The following is a 25,231-nucleotide window of genomic DNA, read 5'->3' as shown; positions in this document are numbered from 1 at the left end:
CTGACTCCTTATCTGTCGTTGTCTGTCTGCGGAACTAAAAAGCTCTCCACCTCTTTTTTATCCAGCAACGGGGCTATCACTTCGAGGCCCAGGTGTTGAAAATGCGGGGTCGCCCGGTGCGCATCGAGCCCGCCTGCGTGGCGATAACGCTCGAGGATCACGAAGTGCCGACGATCTTCCCGGGACTGAAAGAAGGCATAGGAGAGATTGTCCGTCTCCTGACGCGTGGCTGCTGCGAGGGCGTGCAATGCGGTTGCCACGTGCTCAATCTCATCCGGACGAGTGTAGTAGTGGGCGATGACCTGTAACTGCTGATTTCCCATAGAAAGCTCCGCGTTATTTCGTTGAAAGGGGCAGATTCCACAGCGCACTATCGCTGCTGGAGACCGCCGTCGCGCCGCTGGCAAGCGCCGCGCGGATTTGCGCTTCATTACTGACAAACCCGGATGCGACAATGGGCGGCAGGCGCTGGCGATCGGCCTGCGGCAACATGGCGAGCATCGGGGCCGGCATCAGCTGCACGTAATCGGGCTCGCTCTGCTCCAGCGCATGCAGGCTGCGAAGCCAGGTCGAACGATCGGTGACAAAGATCTTTTGCATCGTTACCAGTCCGCTTTTTTTTGCCCGCTGCACGGTCTGCAGGCGCGTAGAGAGCAGCCCCATGGCGCCGGTTTCGGCAATATAGTCGATCCCGCCTTTATCCTGCGACAAGCCGTTGCAGCTGTCGATATTGACGATCACATACTTGTCTGCCTTGGCCAGCAGGGTAATCACCGGCTGGAGTTTAATCAGATCGATATTGGCAATAATGCAGACCTGCGCCCGACTGGTGAGCGCCACTTTTAACTGGTCGATGCCGTAGATCGCCATAATCATCGGGTGGCACGCCAGCTGCGTGCCGAGGTTTTTGATCATTGTTGACCTGCCGGGCGCGAAACGTATTCATCGCTCAACCCCAGTTTCCCCGGATTGAGAATACGGTGTGGATCGAGTGCAGCTTTGATCTCCGCCATCACATTCAGCGTTTCGCCTAAGGCGGCCTGCATATAGGGCGAACGTAATAAACCTACGCCATGATGATGGCTGAGAGACGCGTTATGGCGAATCAGCACCGCGTTTGCCGCGTCCCAGGCAGCGCGATACCAGGCCGCTCGCTCCTTCACGGCAACATCTCCGCGCAGCGAAAAGTACAGACAGGCGCCGTCGACATAGGCGTGAGACTGATGGGCGGAGCCGGCGAGGGTACCCGGGACGGCGTTAATGGCGGCGACGACCTCCTCATAGAGAGTGGCCAGATCTCGCCAGCGGCCAACCATCTCCAGGGTATCGGCCACCAGGCCTGGGCTGCGGGCAAACCCTTCGGCGCTTTTCCCGGTGAGATAGCGGGTATCCAGCCAGCGCTCAAATATCGGATCGCTCTCCAGCGGCTGTCCCTGGCATTGCTCACAGACGCGCGCCGAGATGGCCATCACCGCGTCTACCAGCTCCTTTTCGCCCTCATCGGCAATCAACAGAACGTTGGTATCCGGTAAGGAGAACTGCACGCCGCTTTCGAGGTTATCGTACAGCCGCAGGGCAGCGGGGGTTGCGCCGTGCTGGAGGATCTGCCGGCAGGCTTCGAGGCCGTCGGCAAAGCTGGTGAAACCCCAGGCGATGGCGCGGCCATACTCCGGCAGGCGATGCAGTTTCAGGCGTACGCGCACAATGACGCCCAGCGTCCCCTCAGAGCCGATAAACAGCTGCTGAATGTCCGGTCCGGTGGCGCTGCGCGGCGCACCGCCGACGGTAATTAAGCGTCCATCAGCCAGCACCACATCCATGCCGTAGACCATATCTTCAATTTTCCCGTAGCGGGTCGACAGTTGACCGGCGCCGCGACAGGCGACCCATCCGCCCACCGTGCTGATGCCAAACGAGGAGGGCCAGTGGCCCATCGTCATGCCGTACTCCTGCTGAATGGTTTGTTCGAAGATATCGCCAAACATCCCGGCTTCTACCTCAACAATCTGGCTGTCCGGGTCAAACGTCAGCAGTTGGTTGAGGTCACAGACGTCGAGCACAATGCCGCCGCGCACCGGCAACGCGGCGCCGGTAACGTTGCTGCGTCCGGCGGAAACCGTTAGCGGCAGATGGTGGCGATGGGCGATTCTGACCACCTCCTGAACCTGCTCGACGCGGGAGACGCGGACGATAACCGCAATTGGGGTCGCCGGGTTGCCATCGGTCTCGGCGATCATCGAGCCAGCCCACCAGTCGCGGGTCCAGTTCAAGACATCATGACGGGCGGTGAGCACCTCGTTAGCTACGCTACGCAGCTGGTCAACAATGCTTTCACTCACAGTGACAGGGTCACGTTGCAGGCTGTGCCCGCGGCCCTCGACCTGACTTTGTGCGGCCCAGCCCGGTGGCGTGTGGACGCCGACAAGATAATTGCCGCGGTTATAACCACGCTTAATCGCTTCTTTACTGATCATTCTGCGCTCCCCATAAGGATGGATTTTTCATGTTTAACGGCGGCCCGGTAGGCGGCAATTTGCTGCGCAACGACTGCCGGGGCCAGGTTGAGTTCCTGCTGTAAGAGTTCGCCGACGCGGTCGGCGGCGACGGCCGAGGCATCCCGCGCCATCAGCCGGGCGCGTAAGCGACGTGACAAAATGTCGTCGACGCTGCCGGCCAGCTCATGGCGAATGGCGTAAACCACTTCGGCTTCGGTGTAAGGCAGACCGGCAATAATCGGCGTGTCTAACCCCGGGTTGGCGTGGATGAGGTCGCTGACAAAATGGGCTTCGGCGCCATAACGCTCACCGAGATGGGCAGAGAGCCCGCCGGAAGCGAGAATTGCCTGCGGATCGTAGCCAGCGGCCCCAAGTAAAAAGGCGTTTTTGGTGGAGCAGGCGCGTTTGCGTCCCAGCAGTTTCGCGGCCGTATCGACGGTCTGCTCCGCCATATGCCGGGATGTTGTCAGTTTGCCGCCGACAATCGTAATCAGGCCGTCCGGCGCGACGTTAATTTCGTGATTGCGCTTCAGTTCCACGGTTTTTCCGCCGGGGCTGCCTATCAGCGGGCGGCAACCGGCAATACTGCCCACCACATCCTGCGCGGTGAGCTGGGTTTTGAGCGCGGAATTGGCACCATCCAGCAGAAAATCCAGCTCTTCCCGGGTGCAGCACACATCGTCCAGGTCACCGTCATAATCTTCATCGGTGGTACCCAGATAGGAGACATTGCCCCAGCGGGTAATGGTAGCGCGGCGTTTGCGCCCGGCGACGGGGATGGTGACCGTGCAGTCATTGCGAATTTTAAGCCACGGAATCGCGACATGGACGCCTTTTGCCGGACGGATTTGTAGTGCCGACGAGGCGCCTTTTTTCTGCCCGTCCCAGTCGCGCAGCCACACGCCGGTGGCCATAATCACCACCCGGGCTTTGACCGCGAGCTCATGCTCGTCGGCCAGGATCCGCACGCCGTTCACTTTGCCATGACCATCGCGGGTCGTGGCGATCACCTGAGCATGGTTCACCACCGTCGCCCCGTGAAATGCGGCGGTGCGTACCAGGGCCAGCGTCAGCCTGGCGTCATCGACTCTGGCGTCAAAGTACATAAATCCGCCGGAAAGCTGTTCTTCATTAAGCGTCGGGCAGTGGGAGAGCACCTCCGCCGGCGTGAGTTTCTGGTGCAGAATGCCTTCTCGCCAGCCGCCGGCCAGATCGTAAGTCCACAGCAGGCTCTCAAAGGCGGAGGCCATGCGTTTGTCGAAAATGCCGTTTTTATCCAGCACCGGAAACATAAACGGCAGGCGCTGAACCAGATGGCGGGCATTGCGGCGCAGACGCTGACGCTCAAGCAGCGAGTGGCGCACCAGCCCTAAATTCCCCTGTTCGATATAGCGCAGGCCGCCGTGGACCATTTTTGATGATTTGGACGAGGTGCCGGAGGCAAAGTCGTTCTTTTCCACCAGCGCCACGCGATAGCCACGCAGGCTGGCGTCCAGCGCGGTGTAGGCACCGGTGACGCCGCCGCCGACGATCAAAATATCAAAGGTATCGCTGGCCAGCCGGTCCAGCTGTTCTTCGCGCTGCAGGCGCAGCGGAGCGGTGTCGAACATCTCGCTGCGCGCTTTGTTGGCTTTACGGGACGGAAAAAACTTCATCAACGCCTTTACTCCTGATTATGGGATGGGGTGGCGGCCGTAGCCAGCTCCTGGGCGATACGGCTCTCCCAGAGGGTTCGCTGCTGCCGGCGGCATTCACCATCTATGGATGGCATAAATCGACGGGCGACCTGCACGGTCTGACAGGCCGCGTGTAATGAGTCCCAGAGCAGACCGCCGGAACCGGCGAGAAACGCGGCTCCTCGCAGGCTGGCGCGCGCCGTTTCGGCCATTCTGAGAACCGGAATGCCGCTCAGATCGGCCTGAATTTGCATCAGGGTGTCGCTGTTGGACATTCCACCACCCACCACCAGTTCACTGACGCTGAGGCCGGTGGCCTGTTCGTTGGCGCGAATGCAGGCGGCCACCGAATGGGCGATGCCTTCGAGAATCGCCCGGGCTATCTGCGCGCGGGTGCTGGAGATGGAAATACCGTTGAGCGAGGCGCGGGCCTGCGGTTGCAGCACCGGAACCCGAAGCCCGGTTAGCGCCGGAATAAAGCTTACGCCGCCAGCGCTGGCGGTTTGCGCTGCCAGATCGCTGATCTGCTCCGGGGTGTCGAACCAACCCAGATTTTCACATACCCAGTTAAGGGCGGATCCGCTGGTGGGGACGAAGGTTTCGACGGAATAGTGGGATTTCCCATGCTGGCGTCTGGCGGTCATCACCAGCGTGCTTTCACCGGCCTCGTGCAGTGCCGGGAGCTGGTCGCCAACCAGCAGATCGACAAAACTGCCGGTGCCGTGCATACACAAGGATTGACCGCGCGCGATGCAGCCCAGACCGACGGCGCCGGCAAACTGATCGCCCATGCAGGCCAGTACCGGCACGGCGATGCCGAGCAACGATTTTTGCGTGGTGCCGAGTATCTCCCCATCATCGACCAGAGTGGGTAACAGTCCGCTCGGGAAGGCCAGCTCTGCCAGCCACGGGGCGTAGTAACGGTGATCCCGTAGCTGATAGGCGCCGGCCGAGGTGGCATTGGTCGGCGTGGACAGACAGCGCCGCTCCTCGGTGAGATGCCAGAGCAGCCAGCTATCGATGGTCCCAAACATCAGGCGTCCGGCCCGGTGCGCCGCTGCGATCGCCGGGGTGTCGGCAATATGGCGGGCGGCCCACAGGTACGGCGAGCGAATCCCCACCGGACGGCCGGTGTGATTCAGCAACGGTTGGTCCCATTCGCCGGCTTTGTCCGCCAGTGTCCGGGCATAGCGAGCATCTTGCCAGACCATCGCCGGTACCAGCGCCTGGCCGCTCTCGCGATCCCAGAGTACGGCGGTGGAGCGCTGGGTGGCGATAGCCAGTGCCTGAATGCGCATGTTGCGGCTTTGCGCCTTGGCGATGGTCTTGCGACATACCGCCAGCGTCATAGTCAGGATCTCGTTGGCATCTTGTTCCACCACGCCGTGACGTGGGCTGATGACTCGAAGCGGGTGATATTCCAGACAGTGAACCTGTCCGTCCTGACCGACGACCGCCGCGCGGGTGCCGGAAGTACCTTCATCAATCGACAGAATAACGTTTTGCGGTGCATTCATTTTGTGCCTCGGCCTGTTTCCTGCGCGACAGGCTGCAGGGGGGGATGGGATGGGGGTAAAAATTGCGGCGCGCCAGGTTCGTTATCCGGTTGGATCGTGGTGCGCGTCGGATCCCAGGAGATAACGAAGCAGACGATGCTGGCGCAAAGCGGGACGGCCGACATGATCAAAAAGGTCGACTGTAGCCCGTACATTTCACGAAAGATGGGGAAAACAAACAGACCGATGGCAGCGCCAATCGCCCCTAACGCGCCGACGATGCCGTTGGCTCCGGCGCGTAATTCGCTGCGAAAGGAGAGAGAAGACAGACTCTTACCGTTGGCGCCCGGACCGCCGGAATGAAACAGAATAAACAGAGCCGGTACCATCAGCGATACCCACAGCGGCATGCCGTCGCTGAACAAACCGAGAGTGAGCAGGACCAGAAAAGCGATGGCGAAGCCGATAGCGGAGGAGCGGCGCAGACCGAGACGACGACCGATCTCCGGTGACAGAAAACCGCCGACAATACCGAATATGTTAAAAAATAGTGAACCAAGCGTTGCGTAGACAAAGTTTTTACCGAACAGACTGGCGCTGATGACCGGGAGATACCAGCCCACGCCGAAATATTGAATCGACTGACAGATCTGTACCGTCGATGCCAGAATTGTACGAGGTAAATAGACACCGCGAAAAATAAGCAAAACGTTTTTAATCCCTTTTTGCGCCTGGCCAATTATCGGTTTTTGTTCGCTGGTGGGGGCGAGAATAAAACGATCGCCATATATTTTTTGCATCGCTGTGACCGCATCAGGCAGGCGCGATTTACGCGCTAACCACACCGGACTTTCAACCAGATAACGTATTTGCAGCAGCCAAATGATTATTCCGCAAAGCGCGGTTGCGGCCACCGAATAGCGCCAGATAGTATCGCCGACCTGCCATGAATAAAATAACAACGCCAGTACCAGATTTAAGCAGACGGCGACATACCAGACTCCTTGCCAGGTATTGAGCCGGCTTTTAAAGCGCGCCGGGGTAAACTCCGCGAGCAGCGCCATCGCCACCGCGAAATCCATGCCGTAGGCTATGCCCACAAAGAATCGGCCGGTAAGTATCAAATTGAAATCATGGGAGAAAGTGACGAGAAGGGCACCGAGAACGGCACATATTTTTGCCGCAATCAGCGGCGTGACCCGCCCCCAGCGGTCGGCGATCCAGCCGCCGACGGGATTAAAAATAATGGCAATCCATGAAGAAAAAGAGGTCAGCATCGCCACGTCCGTAGCGCTTAGCTGTAAATCCCGGGTCATCGGATTGAGCCCGGCGCTTAATGCTGAATTAGAGAAGGCGTCTAAAAATAACCCGCCGAGTGCCAGCCACCAGATAATGCCGGCTTTACCTGTAATATTCGGCTGTGCATCGATAAACTGAATTATATCGTCAATGCCGCGAATATTTTTTTTGCTTGTATTTTTATGAACAGACATAGCGGTCCCCTTTGCAATATTCGAAAGAAGGCCGCTACATACAGGAAAGGCAATGAGAGACCATCTTAATGAATGACAGATAGTCTCTAATCTAAAATCTGTAGGCTGAACTCTAGAGCGGTGAACGGCGGGTGTCAAAGCGCCGGGAAAGTTTTACGTGCAATTTGTGATATGTAACTCATTTGTTAAGCATAAGATCTAAAAAATAGCCAGTATCGATAGCGTCAGGACCAGAAATCGGCGCGACCAGAGCTATAACAGTTTTTATAAACGGCTATTTTTTCATTGCTGATATACTATAGGCGCAAACCTGAACCGCGAGACTCCTCATGAAAAAGTATCAGCAGCTTGCGCAGCAGTTGACCGAACAGATTGCGCTCGGCGTCTGGCAACCCGGCGATCGGCTGCCTTCGCTACGCGAGCAGGTAGTTAGCAGCGGGATGAGTTTTATGACCGTCAGCCATGCCTACCAGCTGCTGGAAAGTCAGGGCCGGATTATTGCCCGCCCGCAGTCCGGCTACTACGTGGCGCCAAAACCGGTCAGACTCCGCCAGCCGCCACCGCCTGCGCAGGTGACCCGTGATGAAGCGGTGGATATCAACACCTACATTTTTGAGGTGCTGCAGGCCAGCCGCCGGGCTTCGATGCTGCCCTTCGCCTCGGCATTTCCCGACCCGCGGCTGTTTCCGCTCCAGCAGCTTAATCGATCGCTGGCGCAGGTGAGCAAAACTGCGACCGCCATGAGCGTCATTGAGAATCTGCCGCCGGGCAATGATGAGCTGCGCCACGCGATTGCCCGGCGCTACGCGCTGCAGGGGATGAATATCTCGCCGGACGAAATCGTTATTACCGCGGGTGCCCTGGAAGCGCTGAATCTCAGCCTGCAGGCGGTGACGGAGCCGGGAGACTGGGTGGTGGTGGAAAACCCCTGTTTTTACGGCGCGCTGCAGGCGCTGGAAAGGCTGCGGCTGAAAGCGCTGTCGGTGGCGACGGATGTCAAAGAGGGGATTGATTTAGCCGCGCTGGAGCAGGCCTTGCAGAGTTACCCGGTTAAGGCCTGCTGGCTGATGACCAACGGACAGAATCCGCTCGGCTTTACGCTGAGTGCGGCGAAAAAGGCGCAGCTGGTGGATCTGCTGGCCCGCTATAACGTGGTGCTGATTGAAGATGATGTCTACAGCGAACTCTATTTTGGCCGCGAAAAACCGCTCCCCGCCAAATTCTGGGACCGGCAGGAGATGACGCTGCACTGCAGTTCGTTCTCAAAATGCCTGGTGCCCGGTTTTCGGATCGGCTGGGTGGCGGCCGGTAAACATGCCCGACGTATTCAGCAGCTGCAGTTAATGAGCACGCTCTCCACCAGTTCGCCGATGCAGATGGCGCTGGTCGATTACCTCTCTACCCGGCGCTATGACGCCCATCTCCGCCGCCTGCGTCGCCAGCTGGCTGAGCGTAAACAGCAGGCCTGGCAGGCGCTGCTGCGCCATCTGCCCGCCGAGGTGAAAATCCATCACAGCGACAGCGGCTACTTTTTGTGGCTCGAACTGCCGGAAGGGGCTGATGCCGGAGAGCTGAGCGCCAGGGCATTGCGCGATAACATCAGTATTGCCCCCGGGAAAATGTTTTCTACCACCGCCAGCTGGACCTCTTTTTTCCGCTTTAATACCGCGTGGGGCTGGGGAGAAAGAGAAGAACAAGGGGTTAAACGACTCGGCGAACTTATTCGTGAGCAGCTGAGCTGAAGATCTGATTTTTTATACGGCTAAACAGCCGCTGATGAAATAACTAAATATTATTATCAAGCCCGGCCGGTTAATATTTTACCGGCCGTGGTCATAGGAAATACGCATAGTCGTATCCTGCCTCTAACTCCTTGTCTATAATCCATATTGTTGCCAGGTATTCATCGATTTTTGTGGAATGCGCCCCTTGTCACAACCTGAATAAATTTCTCCGGGGGGCGTAAGTGCGCCGTCTATGGTTATTAAGGGAGATATTTTTACGGCACGGCTGCCGCTAATTTTATTGTGACAGGAGTAACACCCGATGAGCAAAAAAATTGCCCGTGGCAGCCTCTGTGCGCTGGGTATGGCGATCCTGACCGCGCAGGCCGCTGAACCGCCCGCTTCGCTGGATAAAGGAGAAGGCCGGCTCGATATTATCGCCTGGCCGGGCTATATCGAGCGTGGCCAGACGGATAAAAATTATGACTGGGTCACCCAGTTTGAAAAAGAGAGCGGATGTCAGGTGAATGTGAAAACGGCCGCCACTTCCGATGAGATGGTCAGCCTGATGGCGAAAGGAGGGTACGATCTGGTCACCGCCTCGGGTGACGCCTCCTTGCGCTTAATTATGGGCAAGCGGGTGCAGCCCATTAATACGGCCCTGATTAGCAACTGGTCTACCCTCGACCCCCGCGTTGAAAAAGGCGCCTGGTTTAACGTCGGCGGTAAAGTTTACGGCACCCCGTACCAGTGGGGACCAAACCTGCTGATGTACAACACCAAAATATTCCCGACGCCGCCAGATAGCTGGAACGTGGTCTTTGTCGAGCAAAAACTCTCCGATGGTAAAAGTAATCAAGGGCGCGTCCAGGCCTACGACGGGCCTATCTATATTGCCGATGCGGCGCTATTCGTGAAAGCCACCCAGCCGCAGCTGGGTATCACCGATCCCTACCAGTTGACCGAAGCACAGTATCAGGCGGTGCTGAAGGTGTTGCGCGCTCAGCATGGGTTAATCCACCGCTACTGGCATGACACCACCGTTCAGATGAGCGACTTCAAAAACGAAGGCGTGGTGGCCTCGAGCGCGTGGCCATACCAGGCCAACGGCTTAAAAGCCGACGGCCAGCCGGTTGCCACCGTCTTCCCGAAAGAGGGGGTGACCGGCTGGGCGGATACCACGATGTTACATAGCGACGCCAGACATCCGGTGTGCGCCTATAAATGGATGAACTGGTCGCTGACGCCGAAGGTACAGGGCGACGTGGCGGCGTGGTTCGGCTCGTTGCCGGTGGTACCGCAAGGCTGTAAGGCGAGCGCGCTACTGGGTGACAAAGGTTGCGAAACCAATGGCTACAACGAGTTCTCTAAAATTGCATTCTGGAAAACGCCGGTAGCCGAAGGGGGTAAATACGTACCTTACAGCCGCTGGACACAGGACTATATCGCGATTATGGGCGGCCGGTAATCGGCCGGAGGCAGAACATGACGTACGCGGTAGAGTTTCACAACGTCTCACGTTTCTATGGTGACGTTCGCGCAGTGGACGGCGTCAACATGGGGATCCGTGATGGCGAATTTTTCTCCATGCTGGGGCCGTCCGGCTCCGGCAAAACCACCTGCCTGCGGCTGATCGCCGGATTTGAGCAGCTCTCCGGCGGGGCGATTTCAATTTACGGGCACAAGGCCAGTGAGCTGCCGCCGTGGCAGCGCGACGTGAATACCGTCTTTCAGGACTATGCGTTGTTTCCGCATATGTCGATCCTCGATAACGTTGCCTACGGACTGATGGTCAAAGGCATCGGTAAAAAGGAGCGCCATTTTCGCGCGCAGGAGGCGCTGGAAAAGGTGGCCCTCGGCTTTGTGCACACCCGCAAACCGTCACAGCTCTCCGGCGGACAGCGGCAGCGGGTGGCGATTGCCCGTGCGCTGGTGAATGAACCGCGGGTGCTGCTGCTTGATGAGCCGCTCGGCGCGCTGGACCTAAAGCTGCGCGAGCAGATGCAGGTCGAACTAAAAAAGCTCCAGCAGACGCTGGGGATCACCTTTATCTTCGTCACCCACGACCAGGGCGAAGCGCTGTCGATGTCCGACCGGGTGGCGGTCTTTAATAACGGGCGTATCGAGCAGGTCGATGCCCCGCACGATCTCTATCTGCGTCCCAAAACCGCGTTTGTCGCCGGCTTCGTCGGTACCGCTAACGTATTTGATAGCGATCTTGCCGCCCGCCTGTGCGGGATGCGCGGGGTCTGGTCACTGCGACCGGAACATATTCGCCTGAACAGCGGCGGAGAAGTGCAGGTTCAGGGCGTGGTGCAGGCGGTTCAGTACCAGGGGGCCGCAACGCGTATCGAACTGAAGCTGGCGAATGGCGACAAGCTGCTGGTCAGCCAGGCGAACAGCGATGGCGGGATGGCATCCAGCGCGCCGCAGACCGGACAAACGGTGCTGGCTTCGTGGTCACGTTCGGCGATGGTGCCTTTGGAACAAGGGGGCTGAGATGACGATGGTCATTCCACGCGCGCCGTCCGGGCGTCTGTCCGGACTCTTCTGGCGCAGGCCATCGCTGGGCCTGTTCTTACTCCTGCTGGGTCCGTTAATGTGGTTCGGCATTGTCTATCTGGGATCGCTGCTGACTTTACTGTGGCAAAGCGTCTATACCTTTGATGATTTCACCATGTCGGTCACCACGGATCTGACGCTCGCTAACCTTAAAGCGCTGTTTAATCCGGCGAACTACGACATCATTGTCCGCACGCTGGTGATGGCGCTGTCGGTGACGATTGCCAGCGCGGTGCTGGCTTTGCCGATGTCGTGGTATATGGCTCGCTATACCCGCGGCAAAATGAAAGCATTCTTCTATATTGCCGTCATGCTGCCCATGTGGGCGAGCTATATCGTGAAGGCCTACGCCTGGACGTTACTGCTGGCGAAAGATGGCGTGGCGCAATGGTTTCTCGGGCATCTCGGGCTGGAGGAGGTGTTGAACCTGGTACTGATGATTCCGGCGGTCGGCGGAAATACGCTGTCGACCTCAGGCCTCGGCCGTTTTCTGGTGTTCGTCTATATCTGGCTGCCGTTTATGATCCTGCCGGTACAGGCGGCGCTGGAACGCTTGCCGCCTTCGCTGCTTCAGGCTTCCGCCGATCTTGGCGCCCGCCCGCGGCAGACGTTCCGCCACGTGGTTCTGCCGCTGGCGATCCCTGGCATTGCCGCCGGATCGATTTTTACCTTCTCCCTGACGCTGGGGGACTTTATCGTTCCGCAGCTGGTGGGGCCGCCCGGCTTCTTTATTGGCAATATGGTCTATTCCCAGCAGGGGGCGATCGGCAACATGCCGATGGCAGCCGCATTTACCCTGGTACCGATTGTGCTGATTGCCCTCTATCTGGCGTTCGTGAAGCGCCTGGGAGCGTTCGATGCACTCTGAACGGGCACCGCTGTTCCTCAAAGTCGCCACCTGGGGCGGAGTGATTTTCCTCCATTTTCCGCTGCTGATTATCGCGCTGTATGCGTTCAATACCGAAGATGCCGCCTTTAGCTTTCCACCTCAGGGGCTGACGCTCCGCTGGTTCAGCGAGGCGGCAGGGCGCAGCGATATTATCGAAGCCGTGACGTTGTCACTTAAAATCGCCGCGATGTCGACGGCGATTGCGCTGGTACTTGGCACGTTGGCTGCAGGCGCATTATGGCGCAGTACGTTTTTTGGCAAAAATGCCGTGTCGTTACTGCTGCTGTTGCCGATCGCGCTGCCGGGGATTATTACCGGACTTGCGCTGTTGACGGCCTTTAAGGCGATTAATCTGGAACCTGGCCTGCTCACTATCGTCGTGGGGCATGCCACGTTTTGCGTGGTGGTGGTGTTCAATAATGTCATCGCCCGTTTTCGCCGGACGTCGTGGAGTCTGGTGGAGGCATCAATGGATTTAGGCGCAACGGGCTGGCAGACCTTTCGCTATGTGGTGCTGCCGAATCTGGGATCGGCGCTGCTGGCGGGAGGAATGCTGGCGTTCGCGTTATCGTTTGATGAAATTATCGTTACGACATTTACCGCCGGACATGAGCGGACCTTGCCGCTGTGGTTGTTGAATCAGCTGGGGCGCCCGCGCGATGTACCGGTGACCAACGTGGTCGCGTTGCTGGTGATGCTGGTGACGACGATACCCATTTTGGGTGCCTGGTGGCTTACCCGTGATAGCGACATGAGCGCTGAAAACAGTAAATAATTTATTTCTACAGGATAATGCTATGCAACATAACCTTTTGATTAACGGTGAGTTAGTGGCGGGTGAAGGCGAAATGGTGCCAGTATTCAATCCTGCTAATGGTGAGGTCATTCTGGAGATTGCGGAAGCCACGGAGGCCCAGGTCAACGCGGCGGTTGAGGCAGCGGATCGGGCTTTTGTCAGCTGGAGCCAGACGACGCCGAAAACCCGCGCGGACTCTCTGTTAAAGCTGGCGGAGGCGATTACCGACCACGCTGAAGCGCTGGCGAAGCTGGAATCCTTAAACTGCGGTAAACCGCTGCACTGCGTGATGAACGATGAGCTGCCTGCCGTCGCCGATGTGTTCCGCTTCTTTGCCGGCGCGGTACGCTGTCTGCCGGGCATGGCGGCGGGCGAATACCTGGAGGGGCACACCTCGATGATTCGCCGGGATCCGGTTGGCGTGGTGGCCTCTATCGCGCCGTGGAACTATCCGTTAATGATGGCGGCGTGGAAGCTGGCGCCGGCGCTGGCGGCCGGCAACTGCGTGGTCATCAAGCCGTCAGAGATTACGCCGCTGACGGCGCTGAAGCTGGCTGAGCTGGCCAGAGAGATTCTCCCTGCCGGCGTGCTGAACGTGCTGTTTGGTCGAGGTAAAACCGTGGGCGATCCGCTGACCGGCCATCCGAAAGTGCGCATGGTGTCGCTCACCGGGTCGATTGCCACCGGCGCCCATATTATCGGCCATACGGCTTCATCGATAAAACGCACGCATATGGAACTGGGCGGCAAAGCGCCGGTGATCGTGTTTGACGATGCGGATATCGATGCCGTGGTGGAAGGGGTGAGAACCTTCGGTTTTTATAATGCCGGGCAGGATTGTACCGCTGCCTGTCGCATTTACGCCCAGCAGGGGATCTACGATCGGCTGGTGGAGAAACTGGGCGCGGCCGTGGCCACGCTGAAAATTGGCCAGCCGGACGATCCCGCCACTGAACTGGGGCCGCTGAGTTCGCAGGCGCATCTGGAGCGGGTCAGCGCAGCGGTTGAAGCTGCACGCGCGTTACCGCATATCCAGGTGGTGACCGGAGGAAGTCAGGTGGCTGGCAAGGGATATTTCTATCAGCCGACGCTGCTGGCTGGCGCAAAGCAAGAGGATGATATTGTTCAGCGTGAGGTGTTTGGCCCGGTGGTCAGCGTGACGTCGTTCAGCGATGAAGATCAGGTGCTGGCATGGGCCAACGACTCGCAGTACGGCCTGGCTTCGTCGGTATGGACTCGCGATGTGGGCAGGGCTCATCGTCTGAGCGCGCGTCTGCAGTACGGCTGTACCTGGGTCAATACGCACTTTATGCTGGTCAGCGAGATGCCGCACGGTGGGCAGAAACTTTCCGGCTATGGTAAGGATATGTCGATGTACGGCCTGGAAGACTACACCGTCGTGCGTCATGTGATGATAAAGCATTGATGTGATGTTAAGTGGCTGTAATAAATTGTTTTTATATTCCAGCCACTTTTTTATGGGGCATTTGTGGGACATTGAGGTCAGCATGACTGTTCAACAGGGCAATCTGATCGCCATTTTGGGCGCACATCCCTTTCCCGTAAACGCTGAAAACCATTTGTGCAGAGGTGTACTGGTAGGTGATAAAACGTGGGTTTGCCCCGGCGTTTATTGCCCGGCATGCAAATGCATGTCGAGACTCATGCGCTTTCCGGTGTTTGAACCCGCTGGCGCTGGTAATGGTAGGGGAGCGACGCCTCCATCTTCCGCCAGACAATGACCTGAGCTGGTGACGGGCTCATAATCCACACCATCAGGGGCGTGGTTGTTAATCCAGTCCGGGGCCTGACTTTATCGAACCAGCGCTAATTACACAAACCGCTCGGTTTTTTTCGTGGTCCGCATTCCGAGAAATCCAGAAGTACATATCCTTTTGACTTCATACAGTCCTCGATTTTTTTAGTTCTGGCGTCGTGCTCTGCTATTGTTTCACCGGGCGGCACACCGTTACGAATGAATTTGTTATCCCATGAATTGAGCGAAAACTTTCTGTCCACGCCGCACTCGTACAAATCATTTCGGCGTTTTTGCACGTTAGTATGGCCCATCGTCTGCGGATTCTGGAACGTCTGAACATATGGAAAATAGTCATAGTTACTTGAATCCATATCGGCGACAACACAACCGGTTAAACTAATACACCAAATCAGACTGAACTTTCTTATCGCGTGCACCTGTCAACACTCTCCAAAGTTATGTTTTAGACTTTTCCGTGGCCCTGCTTTCCGGGGGTACTTAGTTATAACACACCGCACCCAGCGATAAACGGAGGTGAGAGACCATGATGATAAAACATTAAATGCCGACAGAAGCCGAATGTCTGTTGCCGCCATGATGGGGAAGCCGCTGAACCGTGAACGGCGAAGGTGCCGTTCGGAGATCGTCGCCGCGCTATGGCTGCCTGAATTGTCCAAGGAGCGCAGCAACAGGAGAGATTAATGGTCACATCTGGCTTTAACATCGCCGATAAAAGATGCGACGGCATCCTGTAAGACGTTATTTTTGTTGGTTCGGTTAATCGTCATCATCGCTTTGGTCTCATCGGTGGAAATTTGCCATGTCTGGATAGTCAGCCCCAGCTCCGTGGCATAGGTTCCGGTCATGGCCGTTGGGCTTAACACGGTGTAGTTCATGATGCTGTCGGTCACGGAAGGGGATTTTTTATCAATATTTACCACCACTACTTTCTCGGCGAAACCATCGTTTTTAATGGCAAATTGGTTGTACTCATAGGCGCCAGAACCCCGCAAGTTTTCAATAACCCAGCATCCCGCACTGGCGGATGAGGAGGCCAGCAGCAGAACACAACCGAGATAATAAGTCCTCGCCATTATTCATTCTTCCTTATAGTGACAATCTGAAGGGGGCTGATGAAATACTCTCCGCCGATCTGCTGTTAAATATTGCCTATTTTCGCGTGCAGTTAAAGAAAATACAGTAGCAAAGCCGGGAAATGGCTCTCAGTATCCCTGTTTATCGCAATACATCGCCGTTCTGTAGGCGGTATCTGATGGCGTGGAATAGTATTCGGCAGGGAGTGCGTCGAATTGACACGACATGGCAGCAATTTGCATCAATAGCACTAGAGGGCTGGCACATGAGCGCCTATGCCGCAGGCAATTTTACCGATGCAGAAGAGACAATCTATACCAAAGACCTGGGCAACTCCGGGAGGCTCTTCAAGCGGAAAAACGGTCTGATCGCCATGTTCTTTCCTCTGCAGGGTGGGCGTACTATGCTTAAAAAATGGCGTTGTGATACGGGGCTCGATATCACTAACAACCGATGACAAAAAACAGCTTCAATGAAGATAACCTATTGTTTATAATGGATTAGGGTTGGCTTTCGGCTAACGCGGGACAACCCTTACGCTAAACGACATCGTGAAATTCAAGGAGAGTTGACCAATGAAAAGCGAAGAGCTGACTCGTAAAGCTGAAGAAGAGATCTCGGCGCTGATTAGCAAAAAGGTTGCAGAACTGCGCAAGAAAACGGGGCAAGAAGTCTCTGAAATTGAGTTTGTTGCTCACGAAACCATGTCGGGTCTTGACGGATACGACGTCAGGATCAAGCTGATGTGAAAGATAAAGGTCGCCGGGGCGGCCTTTTTTATGCCTGCTGCTGCGGATGGGGCAACCTTCAGGGGCCGGCTATAAGTATGAGGCGGTGCCTGGGCGATCGCGAGCTTGTTACGGCCGGGATAGTCACTCTCTGCGTGCATTAGCTTGCTAATAGTCACAATGGCAGTTATTGCTAAAACAGAAGCAGTGAAATATGAGAGGATTCTTATGCCCCTTCAAGAGCTAAGCCAATGAGTGCCGGAGATAAGCGCCGGGTGGGGCGTGTAATCTGCCTTTCAGCGCGGACAGACAGAAAACTCATCAGATAACATTTCCGTCGCTGTGGCAATCCACAATAAAACCCCTGTATTGAATACAGGGGTTTTTTGTTGGTGGCTGTAACGTCGGCACAATTGGTAAGAGAGGGACGTAGAGATGCCGGAATGTTCTATTTCCCGTATGAACTGTGGTGTTATTTGTCACGCATGAAGTCGCAGTGAGTAAAATGTTTTCTGGCGTATCCGCAGGATGTTGTCACGCGCGCGTCGAGCTATCGCTTTGATTTTTTTGTCGGTAAACCAGACTGGCGACGATCGCGAATGTAAGAAACCAGATTATACGCTGCAATTACCAGCAATAGCAGTGCCACAATAAGCACAATAATTCCAGACATGTACCACCCCAAAATAAATGAGTAAAAGCAAAAAAGGTCAAAATATGCAATTAAGAATGTAATTTCTAAAAGATGAGAACGCAAATGATATTTACTGATAAGTGCATTGTCAGTCAGTATCTAAAATAGAGGGTTGATTTGTTTATTTGTTATAAAACAGTGTGTTGTGGTGTTTTGTTTACTGGTTTTCTTGAGCGGATTGTGTAAGTTCTTCCGCATTTTTAGTCAATTTCCGGAGTTTTTTTTATTATCCTTCATTAATTTACCGTATGATTTATGATGTTTTTTAGGTTTGTTCTTATACACTATTTTTATTATTCGTCGAACCTTTCGCGACGTCATGTAAGACATCAGACAGTTATTCCCTGTTAATTTCACCTGAGCAGATTACTTTCATGGAGGCAATGAGGACAAATTGTTCATATTGTCCAGTAAGCTGCAGAGATGGACGCTGGAGAATGAAAGGGGATCGACAGAGGCCTCTTTGGGTTCCACTACATTTTGTTCTACTACTTGTTCTACTACATTGTGTAGATCAAATGTTAAAAAACACTGTCCGGCCGCGGCGGCCAGGGGGTAAAAGGATGTTTGAGGTTTGACTTTACAGGCAGGCTCATGCGAACATTTGTCATAATTTGTTACTTTGACGTTGATCTTGTTTTGAAAAAAATAGCTTTTTTTCTGTCAGTGGCCTGCGCCACGGCAATGGTGTATGGCAATTTACCTGCCCGGCGTATTAGCCTTTGTGAACAGCAGGGGGTCAGCGAGTCCATCTGCGCAGCGGCTGAATGGGATAATGAAAAAATTAATCTGCTGCCTGACTATAACCCTGAATATATAAAGGCTAATGCCGAGCTTCAGGCTCAGACCCGCGCGGATAAAACCGTCGCGATTAAAGCGTAAAAAAGCAGCCCGCAGAGGCTGCTTTTTTAGGTTTCTTTGCTGAATAAAATCAGTAAAACCAACCAAAACGAACAGATAACAGGCTGATAAGCGCGAAAGCTACGCCGACATTAATCAGAATTACGGTTTTGCTGGAAACATCCATAACGCCACCTTTATGAGTAAGCCTCTACAGGTATAGTACGAGGCGAAAGGAAGTGCTATCAGACAAGGATGAATTGGCTGTTTTCCGCTGATTAAGCGCGCTATTCATTGTGTGATTTTGCGGACTGTGTCGCACTCCTGGTGCCGCTCATCTCCGTATCATAATGAGGCTTATCAGGGAAGGAAGAAGAATGACCTTATACCAGAAAATGCTGGTTTTTTATGCAGTTATGGGATGTATTTGTGCGATCATTAGCTGGTTTCTGACAAAAGAAAGCCGGTTGATTCGCCTGCTGGCCGCACTGTTGATTGGCGCCACCTGGCCGTTTAGCTTTCCGATGGCGCTTCTGGTCTCGTTATTCTGACAGCATAAAGCGATGGCAACCGTCATAATGTTACTGTATAAAAATACAGTAACTGTTGGCGGGGTAACCTTATGAAGAGCTATTTTTCCTCATTCGCTGGCGCGACCGTGCGCTGGTTTGATTTCCCAGGGCACGGCGACCCGGTGGTCTTTATTCACGGGTTGGGTTGTGCATCCTCTTATGATTATCCAGGCGTGGTGACCGATCCGGCTTTTTCCGGTCAGCGGGCCCTGCTGATCGACCTGCCAGGCTTTGGCTATAGCGACAAGCCTGGATCCTTTGGTTACGGCACCGCTGAACAGGCGCGGGTTGTTGTGGAGCTGCTTGACAGTCTGCAACTGACTCGCTGCTCACTGTTCGGGCACAGCATGGGCGGCAGTATTGCTATTGAAGCGGCTGAGCTTCTGGGCCACCGGGTCCAGGCTCTGCTGGTCTCCGAACCCAATCTTTATGCCGGTGGTGGCATGTACAGTCGGGCTATCGCCGCCCAACCGGAAGCCGGGTTTGTGGCGCGCGGCTTTGCCGATCTGCTGGCAGCGGAAACCTCTCCCTGGGCCGGGTGTCTGCAAAACAGCGCACCCTGGGCGGTATGGCGAGGGGCCAGCAGCCTGGTTGATGGGGTGTCGCCGTCCTGGTTCGCGCGCTTTCAGCAATTATCCTGCCGCAAGGCGCTGATTTATGGTGAACTGTCGCTTCCTGCTCAGGAGGCTGACGATGTTGTCGCCGCCGGTATTCCGCTGCTGGTGGTGCCGGATGCGGGCCACTCTATGGCCTGGGAGAATCCCGTTGCCCTGGCCGATTGTATGGCGCAATTCTTCAGCCGTGCTCAGGCGGACGGCGAAATATCGCCGGGGTGATTAGTTTGCCCGACCGCGCGGAGGCCGGAACCGCCAGCCGTGGCGTGCGTAGACGCTGGCGTTCAGCGGGAACGACTTTTCTGCCCGGTTGGCAGGAGATGCGCTGGTTAGGGACCCGCAACCTTTCGCCGTGGCGTGCGGTCGCAATGGCATTGCGACCGTTCCGCGGTCAGCCTTCCGCACAACGGCTGCTCACTGGCGCGGTTTAAACCGGTTAGGAGAACGGGCTAACCGGCAGAACCGGGGGTTAAAACGGCAGTTCGCGCGGACTGGTCTGCAGCGTTATCCAGCGTAGTTCGGTAAACTCGGCAATAGCTGCGCGGCCGCCGAAGCGTCCGTAGCCGGAAGCTTTGCAGCCGCCAAACGGCATTTGCGCTTCATCGTGCACGGTGGGGCCATTAATGTGGCAAATGCCGGTTTGCAATCTCTGGGCTACATTCCACGCCCGGGCGGTGTCGCGACTGTATACCGCCGAGGAGAGCCCGTATTCGCTTTCGTTGGCTACCGTCAGCGCTTCCTGCTCACCCTGCACCCGGATAATGGCTTTTACCGGGCCAAAGGATTCCTCCTGCCATATCCGCATGCTGCGGGTCACTCCATCAAGCAGGGTGGCGCGCATCTGGGTGGTGTCGGCTTTACCACCGGTTAACAGCCGGGCCCCTTTGGCCAGCGCGTCGTCAATCAATTCATTGCAGCGTGTGACGGTCTTCATATCGACAACCGGCCCCATCAGCCCGGCGGGCAAGGTTGCCGCGCGGCGACTGAGCAGAGCGATAAAGGCGTCGGCTATTGATTGGTCGACGATAATGCGCTCGGTCGACATACAGATCTGCCCGGCGTTAGCGAATGCGCCAAAGAGGGCGCCGGCCGCCGCTTGTTCGAGATCGGCATCGTCGAGGACCAGCAGCGCCGCTTTGCCGCCCAGTTCAAGCACTGCCGGTTTCAGGTGCTGTCCGCAGGTGCGGGCGATAATGCGTCCGACCGGCGTGGAGCCGGTAAAGTTGACGCGGCGCACTGCCGGATGGGCGATAAGCGACTCCACCAGCGCGGGCGCATCCGCCGGCGCGCAGGTGAGATAGTTCACGACACCGTCCGGTAATCCCGCCGCAGCCAGCGCATCAATAATCAGCGCCTGACTGGCGGGCGACATCTCCGCCCCTTTCAGGATCACCGTATTCCCGCAGGCTAACGGTGTCGCAACCGCGCGCGTGGCGAGGATCAGCGGCGCATTCCACGGCGCCATCCCCAGTACCACCCCAGCCCCCTGACGCACGGCCATGGCCAGATTGCCCGGTACATTCGACGGAATAATCTGCCCTTCGATCTGGGTGGTGAGGGCGGCGGCCTCACGCAAAATGTCGGCGGCAAGATGAACGTTAAAACCCGCCCAGTGCGCCGTCGCGCCCGTCTCAGCTGACATGGCGGCGATGAATTTTGCTTCACGATGCTGCATTTGCTCCGCCGCCTCCAGCAGCAGGCGACGACGTTCGGCGGGGGGCGTATCGCGCCATTGCGGGAAGGCGGCAGCGGCGGCTTCGACGCTGCGTCGGGCATCGGCCAGGCTTGCCGCCGATGCGATGGACGCGGGCTGTTCGCTGAGCGGATTGGCACGGGTAAAGGTGGCCTGGCCTTCAGCATCATGCCACTGGCCTTGGGTATATAAGTTGCAGGTTATTGTCATGGGAAAACCTCGTTGTGCGGCGTTCTGCGGTTTTCCGAGTGTATCGGGCGACGAGACCGCGTGGAGCAGGCAGGGCGGTTATCGCACGTTTTTTTTCGGGTTTTATAGGCAGTTCACAACTTCAGCAGGCTGGCCCGGACTGGACAATAAACCGGCGAAAACAGCGCTTTCAGCATAACCTGATACCGATTGATTATTTGCCGGTTGCATGCCGCTGTGCTGTTATTAGAGCACTTATAACAAATTGATAAGGTTTATAACCATGTCTACAGGGAAAACGTTGATTGCGCTGGCGTTAAGCGCATGGCTGCCGGCCGGCGCCGCATGGGCGGCCGGTAACGATACGCTGATCTATTGCTCCGAAGCCTCGCCGGAATCATTTAACCCGCAGATTGCCAGCTCCGGCCCCTCGTTTGTGGCCAGCTCACAGGTGCTCTACAACCGTCTGATCACCTTTGATCCGGTTAAAAACACGCCGCTCCCTTCGCTGGCCACTGCGTGGACCGTGTCGCCAGATGGCAAAACCTGGACCTTTACCCTGCGTAAAGGAGTGAAGTTCAACAGCAATAAGTACTTTACTCCGACCCGCGATTTCAACGCCGATGACGTGCTGTTCTCCGTCCTGCGTCAACAGGATGCGAAACATCCGTACCATAACGTTTCGCAAGGCAACTATGAATATTTTCACGATGTCGGGCTGGATAAGCTGATTAAAGAGGTGAAAAAGGTCGATGATTATCATGTCCAGTTTGTACTGACGGAGCCGAATGCCGCCTTCCTCGCCGACTGGGGAATGGATTTTGCCTCAATACTCTCCGCGGAATACGCCGATGCCATGATGAAGAAAGGCACGCCGGAGTATGTTGATACCTGGCCTGTCGGGACCGGTCCGTATGTGCTTCAGCAGTATAAAGTCGATTCGCTTATCCGCTACATTGCCAATCCGCATTATTGGGAAGGCGAGGTGCCGACAAAGCATCTGATTTTCTCCATCACCCCGAATGTCGAGACTCGCCTGGCGAAGCTGCAAACCAACGAATGTCAGATTATCCCGGCGCCGTCGCCGGTGCAGTTTGCCGCGATCAAGGGCAATAAAGATCTGGCGCTGCATGCTGTTGAAGCGCTGAACGTCGGCTATCTGGCGTTTAATACCGAGAAAAAACCGTTTGATAACGTGCTGGTACGTCAGGCGCTGAACTACGCCACCGACAAACAGGCAATCGTCAAAGCGGTGTTTATGGATTCGGGCGTGGTGGCCAAATCTCCACTGCCGGCGAATATGCTCGGTTATAAGAAAGATCTGCCGGATTACGCCTACGATCCGCAAAAGGCTAAAGCGCTGCTGAAGCAGGCCGGGCTGGAAAAAGGGGCGGAGGTGACCTTGTGGTCGATGCCGGTACAGCGCCCCTACAACCCCAATTCGCGCCGCATTGCTGAAATGATTCAGAACGACTGGAGCAAAGTGGGCATCAAGGCCAAAATCGTCACCTATGAGTGGGGGGAATATCTCTCCGGCATGCGTAAAGGCGAACACGACAGCGCCCTGTTTGGCTGGATGTCAGACAATGGCGACCCGGACAACTTTGCCGGGACGTTGCTGAGCTGTGATAATATCAAGAGCGGCTCTAACGTTGCCCGCTGGTGCGATAAGTCGTATGACGCGCTGGTCAAAAAAGCGATCCTGGTCAGCGATCCGCAACAACGCGCCGCGCTATATGGTCAGGCGCAAGAGATCTTTTATCAGCAGGCGCCATGGATTACCCTGGCGACCGGGAAAACCTTCTACGCCACGCGCAGCAACGTTAGCGGGTATAGTGTGAGCCTGATGGGGAGCGATTTTTCGAAGGTTAAATTGAACTAAGCCGAAAGGAGCACATATGGCACATCTGGATGACGTTATCGCCCGTGTCGATGCGGCGATCGCCGAAGGGGTGATTACTCACATGAATGAACTGCTGGTGGCGCTGAGTGACGATGCTGAGCTGAGCCGCGACGAACGCTATACCCAGCAGCAGCGTTTACGCACCACGATTGCCCATCACGGCCGTCAGCAGCATGAAGAGCAGGAAACGCGCCGCGAGCAGTTGAATAAAGGCGGCGCCATTCTCTGATATTGCGCGCTAAAACTGGCGTCTGGCCACCAGCCAGGCGCCTGCCACCAGCATCACCGCGCCGCACAGCGGCCCCAGCAACGCCCGCCACGGTACGCCGTGAGCGCGAATGATATCCATCGCTAATCCCCCCACCAGCTGGCTGGCAATCAGCACCGCGATAGTGGTGGCGGCGCCAACGTTCTGATAGCCACTGATGCTGGCGAAGACAAAAAACGATCCCAGTAATCCTGGAATGAGCGTCCACCATTTTATGCTGAGCGCCAGCTCCTGAAAGCCCGCCGCACCATGGCGCAGCAGCAGGATGGTAACGAAAATCACAATCCCCACCAGCGAGTTCAGCAGCATCGCAATGAGTATTGTGGAGGCGGACTGCGTAATGCGCACCATCAGCGTATTTTGCACCACCAGTCCGACGCCTGCGGCAATCAGACAGGCGAGGGTCAGCGAAGCGTTCATGCGCTGGCGTCCGGATCGCGACGATCGTCGAGCTGGAGCTGCATAAAGGTCAGATCCAGCCAGCGGCCAAATTTTGTGCCGACCTGCGGCATCTGCCCGGTGGTGACAAACCCGAGCGTTTCATGCAGATGCAAAGAGGCCTGGTTTTGCGCTTCGATACCGGCCACCATGACATGTTTGTTCAGGCGACGGGCCTCCTTAATCAGTGCCACCAGCAGGCTGCGGCCTAATCCTTTACCCTGATGGTCGGGGTGGACGTAGACTGAATGTTCGACGGTATGGCGAAAGCCGTCAAATGCGCGCCAGTCGCCAAACGAAGAATAGCCGGTCACCACGCCGTTTTCTTCGCTCACCAGAACCGGGTAGCCTGCCAGCTGACGCGCTTCAAACCAGGCGATGCGGTTATCGGTATCGACGGTTTTGTCATTCCAGATGGCGGCGGTGTGCAGCACCGCGTGGTTGTAAATTTCGGCAATCGCCGCGCAATCTTCTTTGCAGGCATAACGAATGGTCATAGCAAACCTCAACTCAATATCTGTACACTATAGTAGTACGATATTATTACAATAATGTACGCAATGCTGTCATCTGTTTTAGCAAGAAATTTATCAGGAGCTGTCGTCTGTGGGCAGGTATAACAGGGGCGGCGTGGCCAGAGGGTACGGAGCTGGCTTTGCCCGCGCTCGCCTTGTCTGAGATTGATTCATACACTATAGTACTACGCTATGAATACTATTGAAGACAATATGAATCAGCGCATTAGCGCCCGTATCCGTATCGAACGCGAATCTCGCGGCTGGTCGCTCAGCGAACTGGCCGAACGCGCCGGCGCCTCACGCGCCATGATCCACAAGATCGAACGCGGCGAGAGTAGCCCGACGGCATCGATGCTCGGGCGGCTGTCCGGTGCTTTCGGCATCAGTATGTCGACGCTGATCGCCCGAGCGGAGATGCAGGAAGGTAAACTGCTGCGCTTTGCCCAGCAGCCGGTCTGGCGCGATCCGCAAAGCCACTATTTACGGCGTCACGTGTCGCCGCGTAGCGATCTGCCCATCGACCTGGTGCAGGTGGAGCTGCCGGCGGGGAGCGATGTGCCGATGCCCGCCGCCTCTTACGCGCTGGCGCGCCAGCTGATCTGGCTGCAACAGGGGGAGTTGGTGTTTGTCGAAGGAGCGACCCGGCATGAGATGCGGGCCGGTGATTGCCTCGAGTTGGGGCCGCCTAACGACTGCCGTTTTATCAATGAGTCCAGCACCTCCTGCACCTATCTGGTGGTGCGATTAAATCAATCTGCCTCATAATGCCAATGTGCGCGGCGGCAATTG

26 protein-coding genes are annotated in these 25,231 nt (G+C 56.3%); 14 read left to right on the top strand and 12 right to left on the bottom strand.

All coding sequences use genetic code 11. The features are described from left to right. Nucleotides 1–8: 8 nt before the first annotated feature. From BV390_RS22475 to BV390_RS22450, 6 genes are read right to left on the bottom strand one after another with little or no spacing between them, the layout of a single operon-like run. On the bottom strand, nucleotides 9–323 hold the full coding sequence (locus tag BV390_RS22475) for a putative quinol monooxygenase (RefSeq protein WP_032687893.1): 315 nt from the start codon (nucleotides 321–323) through the stop codon (nucleotides 9–11). 13 nt (nucleotides 324–336) lie between these two features. Next, nucleotides 337–915: a glycerol-3-phosphate responsive antiterminator gene (locus BV390_RS22470; RefSeq protein WP_032687892.1), complete on the bottom strand. Its 579-nt coding sequence runs from the start codon at nucleotides 913–915 to the stop codon at nucleotides 337–339. Beyond that, on the bottom strand, nucleotides 912–2,474 hold the full coding sequence (locus tag BV390_RS22465) for an FAD-binding oxidoreductase (protein ID WP_032687891.1): 1,563 nt from the start codon (nucleotides 2,472–2,474) through the stop codon (nucleotides 912–914). Before BV390_RS22465 ends, BV390_RS22470 begins: the two co-directional genes overlap by 4 nt. After that, nucleotides 2,471–4,150 carry a glycerol-3-phosphate dehydrogenase/oxidase gene (locus tag BV390_RS22460; RefSeq protein WP_085397368.1) on the bottom strand — a complete coding sequence of 560 codons (1,680 nt, stop codon included), beginning with the start codon at nucleotides 4,148–4,150 and terminating at the stop codon, nucleotides 2,471–2,473. Before BV390_RS22460 ends, BV390_RS22465 begins: the two co-directional genes overlap by 4 nt. Before the next feature lie 8 nt (nucleotides 4,151–4,158). Further along, on the bottom strand, nucleotides 4,159–5,688 hold the full coding sequence (locus BV390_RS22455) for an FGGY family carbohydrate kinase (RefSeq protein ID WP_032696287.1): 1,530 nt from the start codon (nucleotides 5,686–5,688) through the stop codon (nucleotides 4,159–4,161). Further along, nucleotides 5,685–7,160 (bottom strand): MFS transporter, encoded by a 1,476-nt coding sequence (locus tag BV390_RS22450; protein WP_085397367.1) that lies wholly within the window; start codon nucleotides 7,158–7,160, stop codon nucleotides 5,685–5,687. Before BV390_RS22450 ends, BV390_RS22455 begins: the two co-directional genes overlap by 4 nt. Nucleotides 7,161–7,489: 329 nt before the next feature. Here BV390_RS22450 and BV390_RS22445 point away from each other — a divergent pair, with 329 nt between their 5' ends. The 6 genes from BV390_RS22445 (at nucleotide 7,490) to patD (ending at nucleotide 14,557) form a co-directional block, all read left to right on the top strand. After that, nucleotides 7,490–8,902, top strand: coding sequence for an aminotransferase-like domain-containing protein (locus BV390_RS22445; RefSeq protein WP_032687886.1), 1,413 nt, complete (start codon nucleotides 7,490–7,492; stop codon nucleotides 8,900–8,902). A 304-nt stretch (nucleotides 8,903–9,206) separates the two neighbouring features. Further along, complete coding sequence (gene ydcS, locus BV390_RS22440) at nucleotides 9,207–10,352, top strand: putative ABC transporter substrate-binding protein YdcS (protein ID WP_032699980.1); 1,146 nt, start codon at nucleotides 9,207–9,209, stop codon at nucleotides 10,350–10,352. A 17-nt stretch (nucleotides 10,353–10,369) separates the two neighbouring features. Then, complete coding sequence (locus tag BV390_RS22435; RefSeq protein WP_032687884.1) at nucleotides 10,370–11,383, top strand: ABC transporter ATP-binding protein; 1,014 nt, start codon at nucleotides 10,370–10,372, stop codon at nucleotides 11,381–11,383. Between the two features lies 1 nt (nucleotide 11,384). After that, nucleotides 11,385–12,314: an ABC transporter permease gene (locus BV390_RS22430; RefSeq protein WP_085397366.1), complete on the top strand. Its 930-nt coding sequence runs from the start codon at nucleotides 11,385–11,387 to the stop codon at nucleotides 12,312–12,314. Further along, a complete protein-coding gene (locus BV390_RS22425; protein WP_032687882.1) occupies nucleotides 12,304–13,110 on the top strand; it encodes an ABC transporter permease in 807 nt (268 codons plus the stop codon). Before BV390_RS22430 ends, BV390_RS22425 begins: the two co-directional genes overlap by 11 nt. Before the next feature lie 22 nt (nucleotides 13,111–13,132). After that, nucleotides 13,133–14,557 (top strand): aminobutyraldehyde dehydrogenase, encoded by a 1,425-nt coding sequence (gene patD / locus BV390_RS22420; RefSeq protein WP_032687881.1) that lies wholly within the window; start codon nucleotides 13,133–13,135, stop codon nucleotides 14,555–14,557. A 1,031-nt stretch (nucleotides 14,558–15,588) separates the two neighbouring features. Here the strand turns inward: patD and BV390_RS22410 are convergent. Next, nucleotides 15,589–15,984 (bottom strand): hypothetical protein, encoded by a 396-nt coding sequence (locus BV390_RS22410; protein ID WP_032699977.1) that lies wholly within the window; start codon nucleotides 15,982–15,984, stop codon nucleotides 15,589–15,591. A gap of 266 nt (nucleotides 15,985–16,250) precedes the next feature. Between BV390_RS22410 and BV390_RS22405 the strand changes: the two genes are divergently transcribed. After that, on the top strand, nucleotides 16,251–16,442 hold the full coding sequence (locus BV390_RS22405) for a hypothetical protein (protein ID WP_206098731.1): 192 nt from the start codon (nucleotides 16,251–16,253) through the stop codon (nucleotides 16,440–16,442). A 118-nt stretch (nucleotides 16,443–16,560) separates the two neighbouring features. Continuing rightward, a complete protein-coding gene (locus BV390_RS22400) occupies nucleotides 16,561–16,734 on the top strand; it encodes a GnsA/GnsB family addiction module toxin (protein WP_032687879.1) in 174 nt (57 codons plus the stop codon). 529 nt (nucleotides 16,735–17,263) lie between these two features. Here the strand turns inward: BV390_RS22400 and BV390_RS30830 are convergent. After that, on the bottom strand, nucleotides 17,264–17,386 hold the full coding sequence (locus BV390_RS30830) for a small membrane protein (RefSeq protein ID WP_086816685.1): 123 nt from the start codon (nucleotides 17,384–17,386) through the stop codon (nucleotides 17,264–17,266). A gap of 588 nt (nucleotides 17,387–17,974) precedes the next feature. Between BV390_RS30830 and BV390_RS22395 the strand changes: the two genes are divergently transcribed. After that, nucleotides 17,975–18,289, top strand: coding sequence for a hypothetical protein (locus BV390_RS22395; RefSeq protein ID WP_369804350.1), 315 nt, complete (start codon nucleotides 17,975–17,977; stop codon nucleotides 18,287–18,289). A gap of 49 nt (nucleotides 18,290–18,338) precedes the next feature. Here the strand turns inward: BV390_RS22395 and yncL are convergent, their stop codons facing one another. Next, nucleotides 18,339–18,434, bottom strand: coding sequence for a stress response membrane protein YncL (gene yncL / locus BV390_RS22390; protein WP_064610873.1), 96 nt, complete (start codon nucleotides 18,432–18,434; stop codon nucleotides 18,339–18,341). Between the two features lie 190 nt (nucleotides 18,435–18,624). Here yncL and BV390_RS22385 point away from each other — a divergent pair, with 190 nt between their 5' ends. Together BV390_RS22385 and BV390_RS22380 are read left to right on the top strand one after the other, a co-directional pair. Beyond that, a complete protein-coding gene (locus tag BV390_RS22385) occupies nucleotides 18,625–18,798 on the top strand; it encodes a GhoT/OrtT family toxin (RefSeq protein ID WP_004861568.1) in 174 nt (57 codons plus the stop codon). A 71-nt stretch (nucleotides 18,799–18,869) separates the two neighbouring features. Then, on the top strand, nucleotides 18,870–19,655 hold the full coding sequence (locus tag BV390_RS22380) for an alpha/beta fold hydrolase (protein ID WP_085397364.1): 786 nt from the start codon (nucleotides 18,870–18,872) through the stop codon (nucleotides 19,653–19,655). A gap of 247 nt (nucleotides 19,656–19,902) precedes the next feature. Here BV390_RS22380 and BV390_RS22375 read toward each other — a convergent pair whose 3' ends face one another. Beyond that, nucleotides 19,903–21,336, bottom strand: coding sequence for an aldehyde dehydrogenase (locus tag BV390_RS22375; protein WP_085397363.1), 1,434 nt, complete (start codon nucleotides 21,334–21,336; stop codon nucleotides 19,903–19,905). A 262-nt stretch (nucleotides 21,337–21,598) separates the two neighbouring features. On the opposite strand from BV390_RS22375, the gene BV390_RS22370 reads away from it, so the two are divergent. Both BV390_RS22370 and BV390_RS22365 read left to right on the top strand, forming a co-directional pair. Next, nucleotides 21,599–23,197, top strand: coding sequence for an ABC transporter substrate-binding protein (locus BV390_RS22370; RefSeq protein WP_085397362.1), 1,599 nt, complete (start codon nucleotides 21,599–21,601; stop codon nucleotides 23,195–23,197). A 16-nt stretch (nucleotides 23,198–23,213) separates the two neighbouring features. Next, nucleotides 23,214–23,447, top strand: coding sequence for a YdcY family protein (locus BV390_RS22365; RefSeq protein ID WP_004861582.1), 234 nt, complete (start codon nucleotides 23,214–23,216; stop codon nucleotides 23,445–23,447). 9 nt (nucleotides 23,448–23,456) lie between these two features. Here the strand turns inward: BV390_RS22365 and BV390_RS22360 are convergent, their stop codons facing one another. Further along, nucleotides 23,457–23,906 carry a DMT family transporter gene (locus tag BV390_RS22360; RefSeq protein WP_032699971.1) on the bottom strand — a complete coding sequence of 150 codons (450 nt, stop codon included), beginning with the start codon at nucleotides 23,904–23,906 and terminating at the stop codon, nucleotides 23,457–23,459. Next, a complete protein-coding gene (locus BV390_RS22355) occupies nucleotides 23,903–24,421 on the bottom strand; it encodes a GNAT family N-acetyltransferase (RefSeq protein ID WP_032687873.1) in 519 nt (172 codons plus the stop codon). Before BV390_RS22355 ends, BV390_RS22360 begins: the two co-directional genes overlap by 4 nt. 210 nt (nucleotides 24,422–24,631) lie before the next feature. On the opposite strand from BV390_RS22355, the gene BV390_RS22350 reads away from it, so the two are divergent. Next, complete coding sequence (locus BV390_RS22350; protein WP_015584412.1) at nucleotides 24,632–25,207, top strand: helix-turn-helix domain-containing protein; 576 nt, start codon at nucleotides 24,632–24,634, stop codon at nucleotides 25,205–25,207. Nucleotides 25,208–25,231: the final 24 nt, after the last annotated feature.

The sequence above is a fragment of the Klebsiella sp. YJ genome (genome assembly GCF_002108615.1).
Taxonomy (GTDB): Bacteria; Pseudomonadota; Gammaproteobacteria; order Enterobacterales; family Enterobacteriaceae; genus Klebsiella; species Klebsiella planticola.
This window is presented reverse-complemented; position numbering and strand designations above follow the sequence as displayed.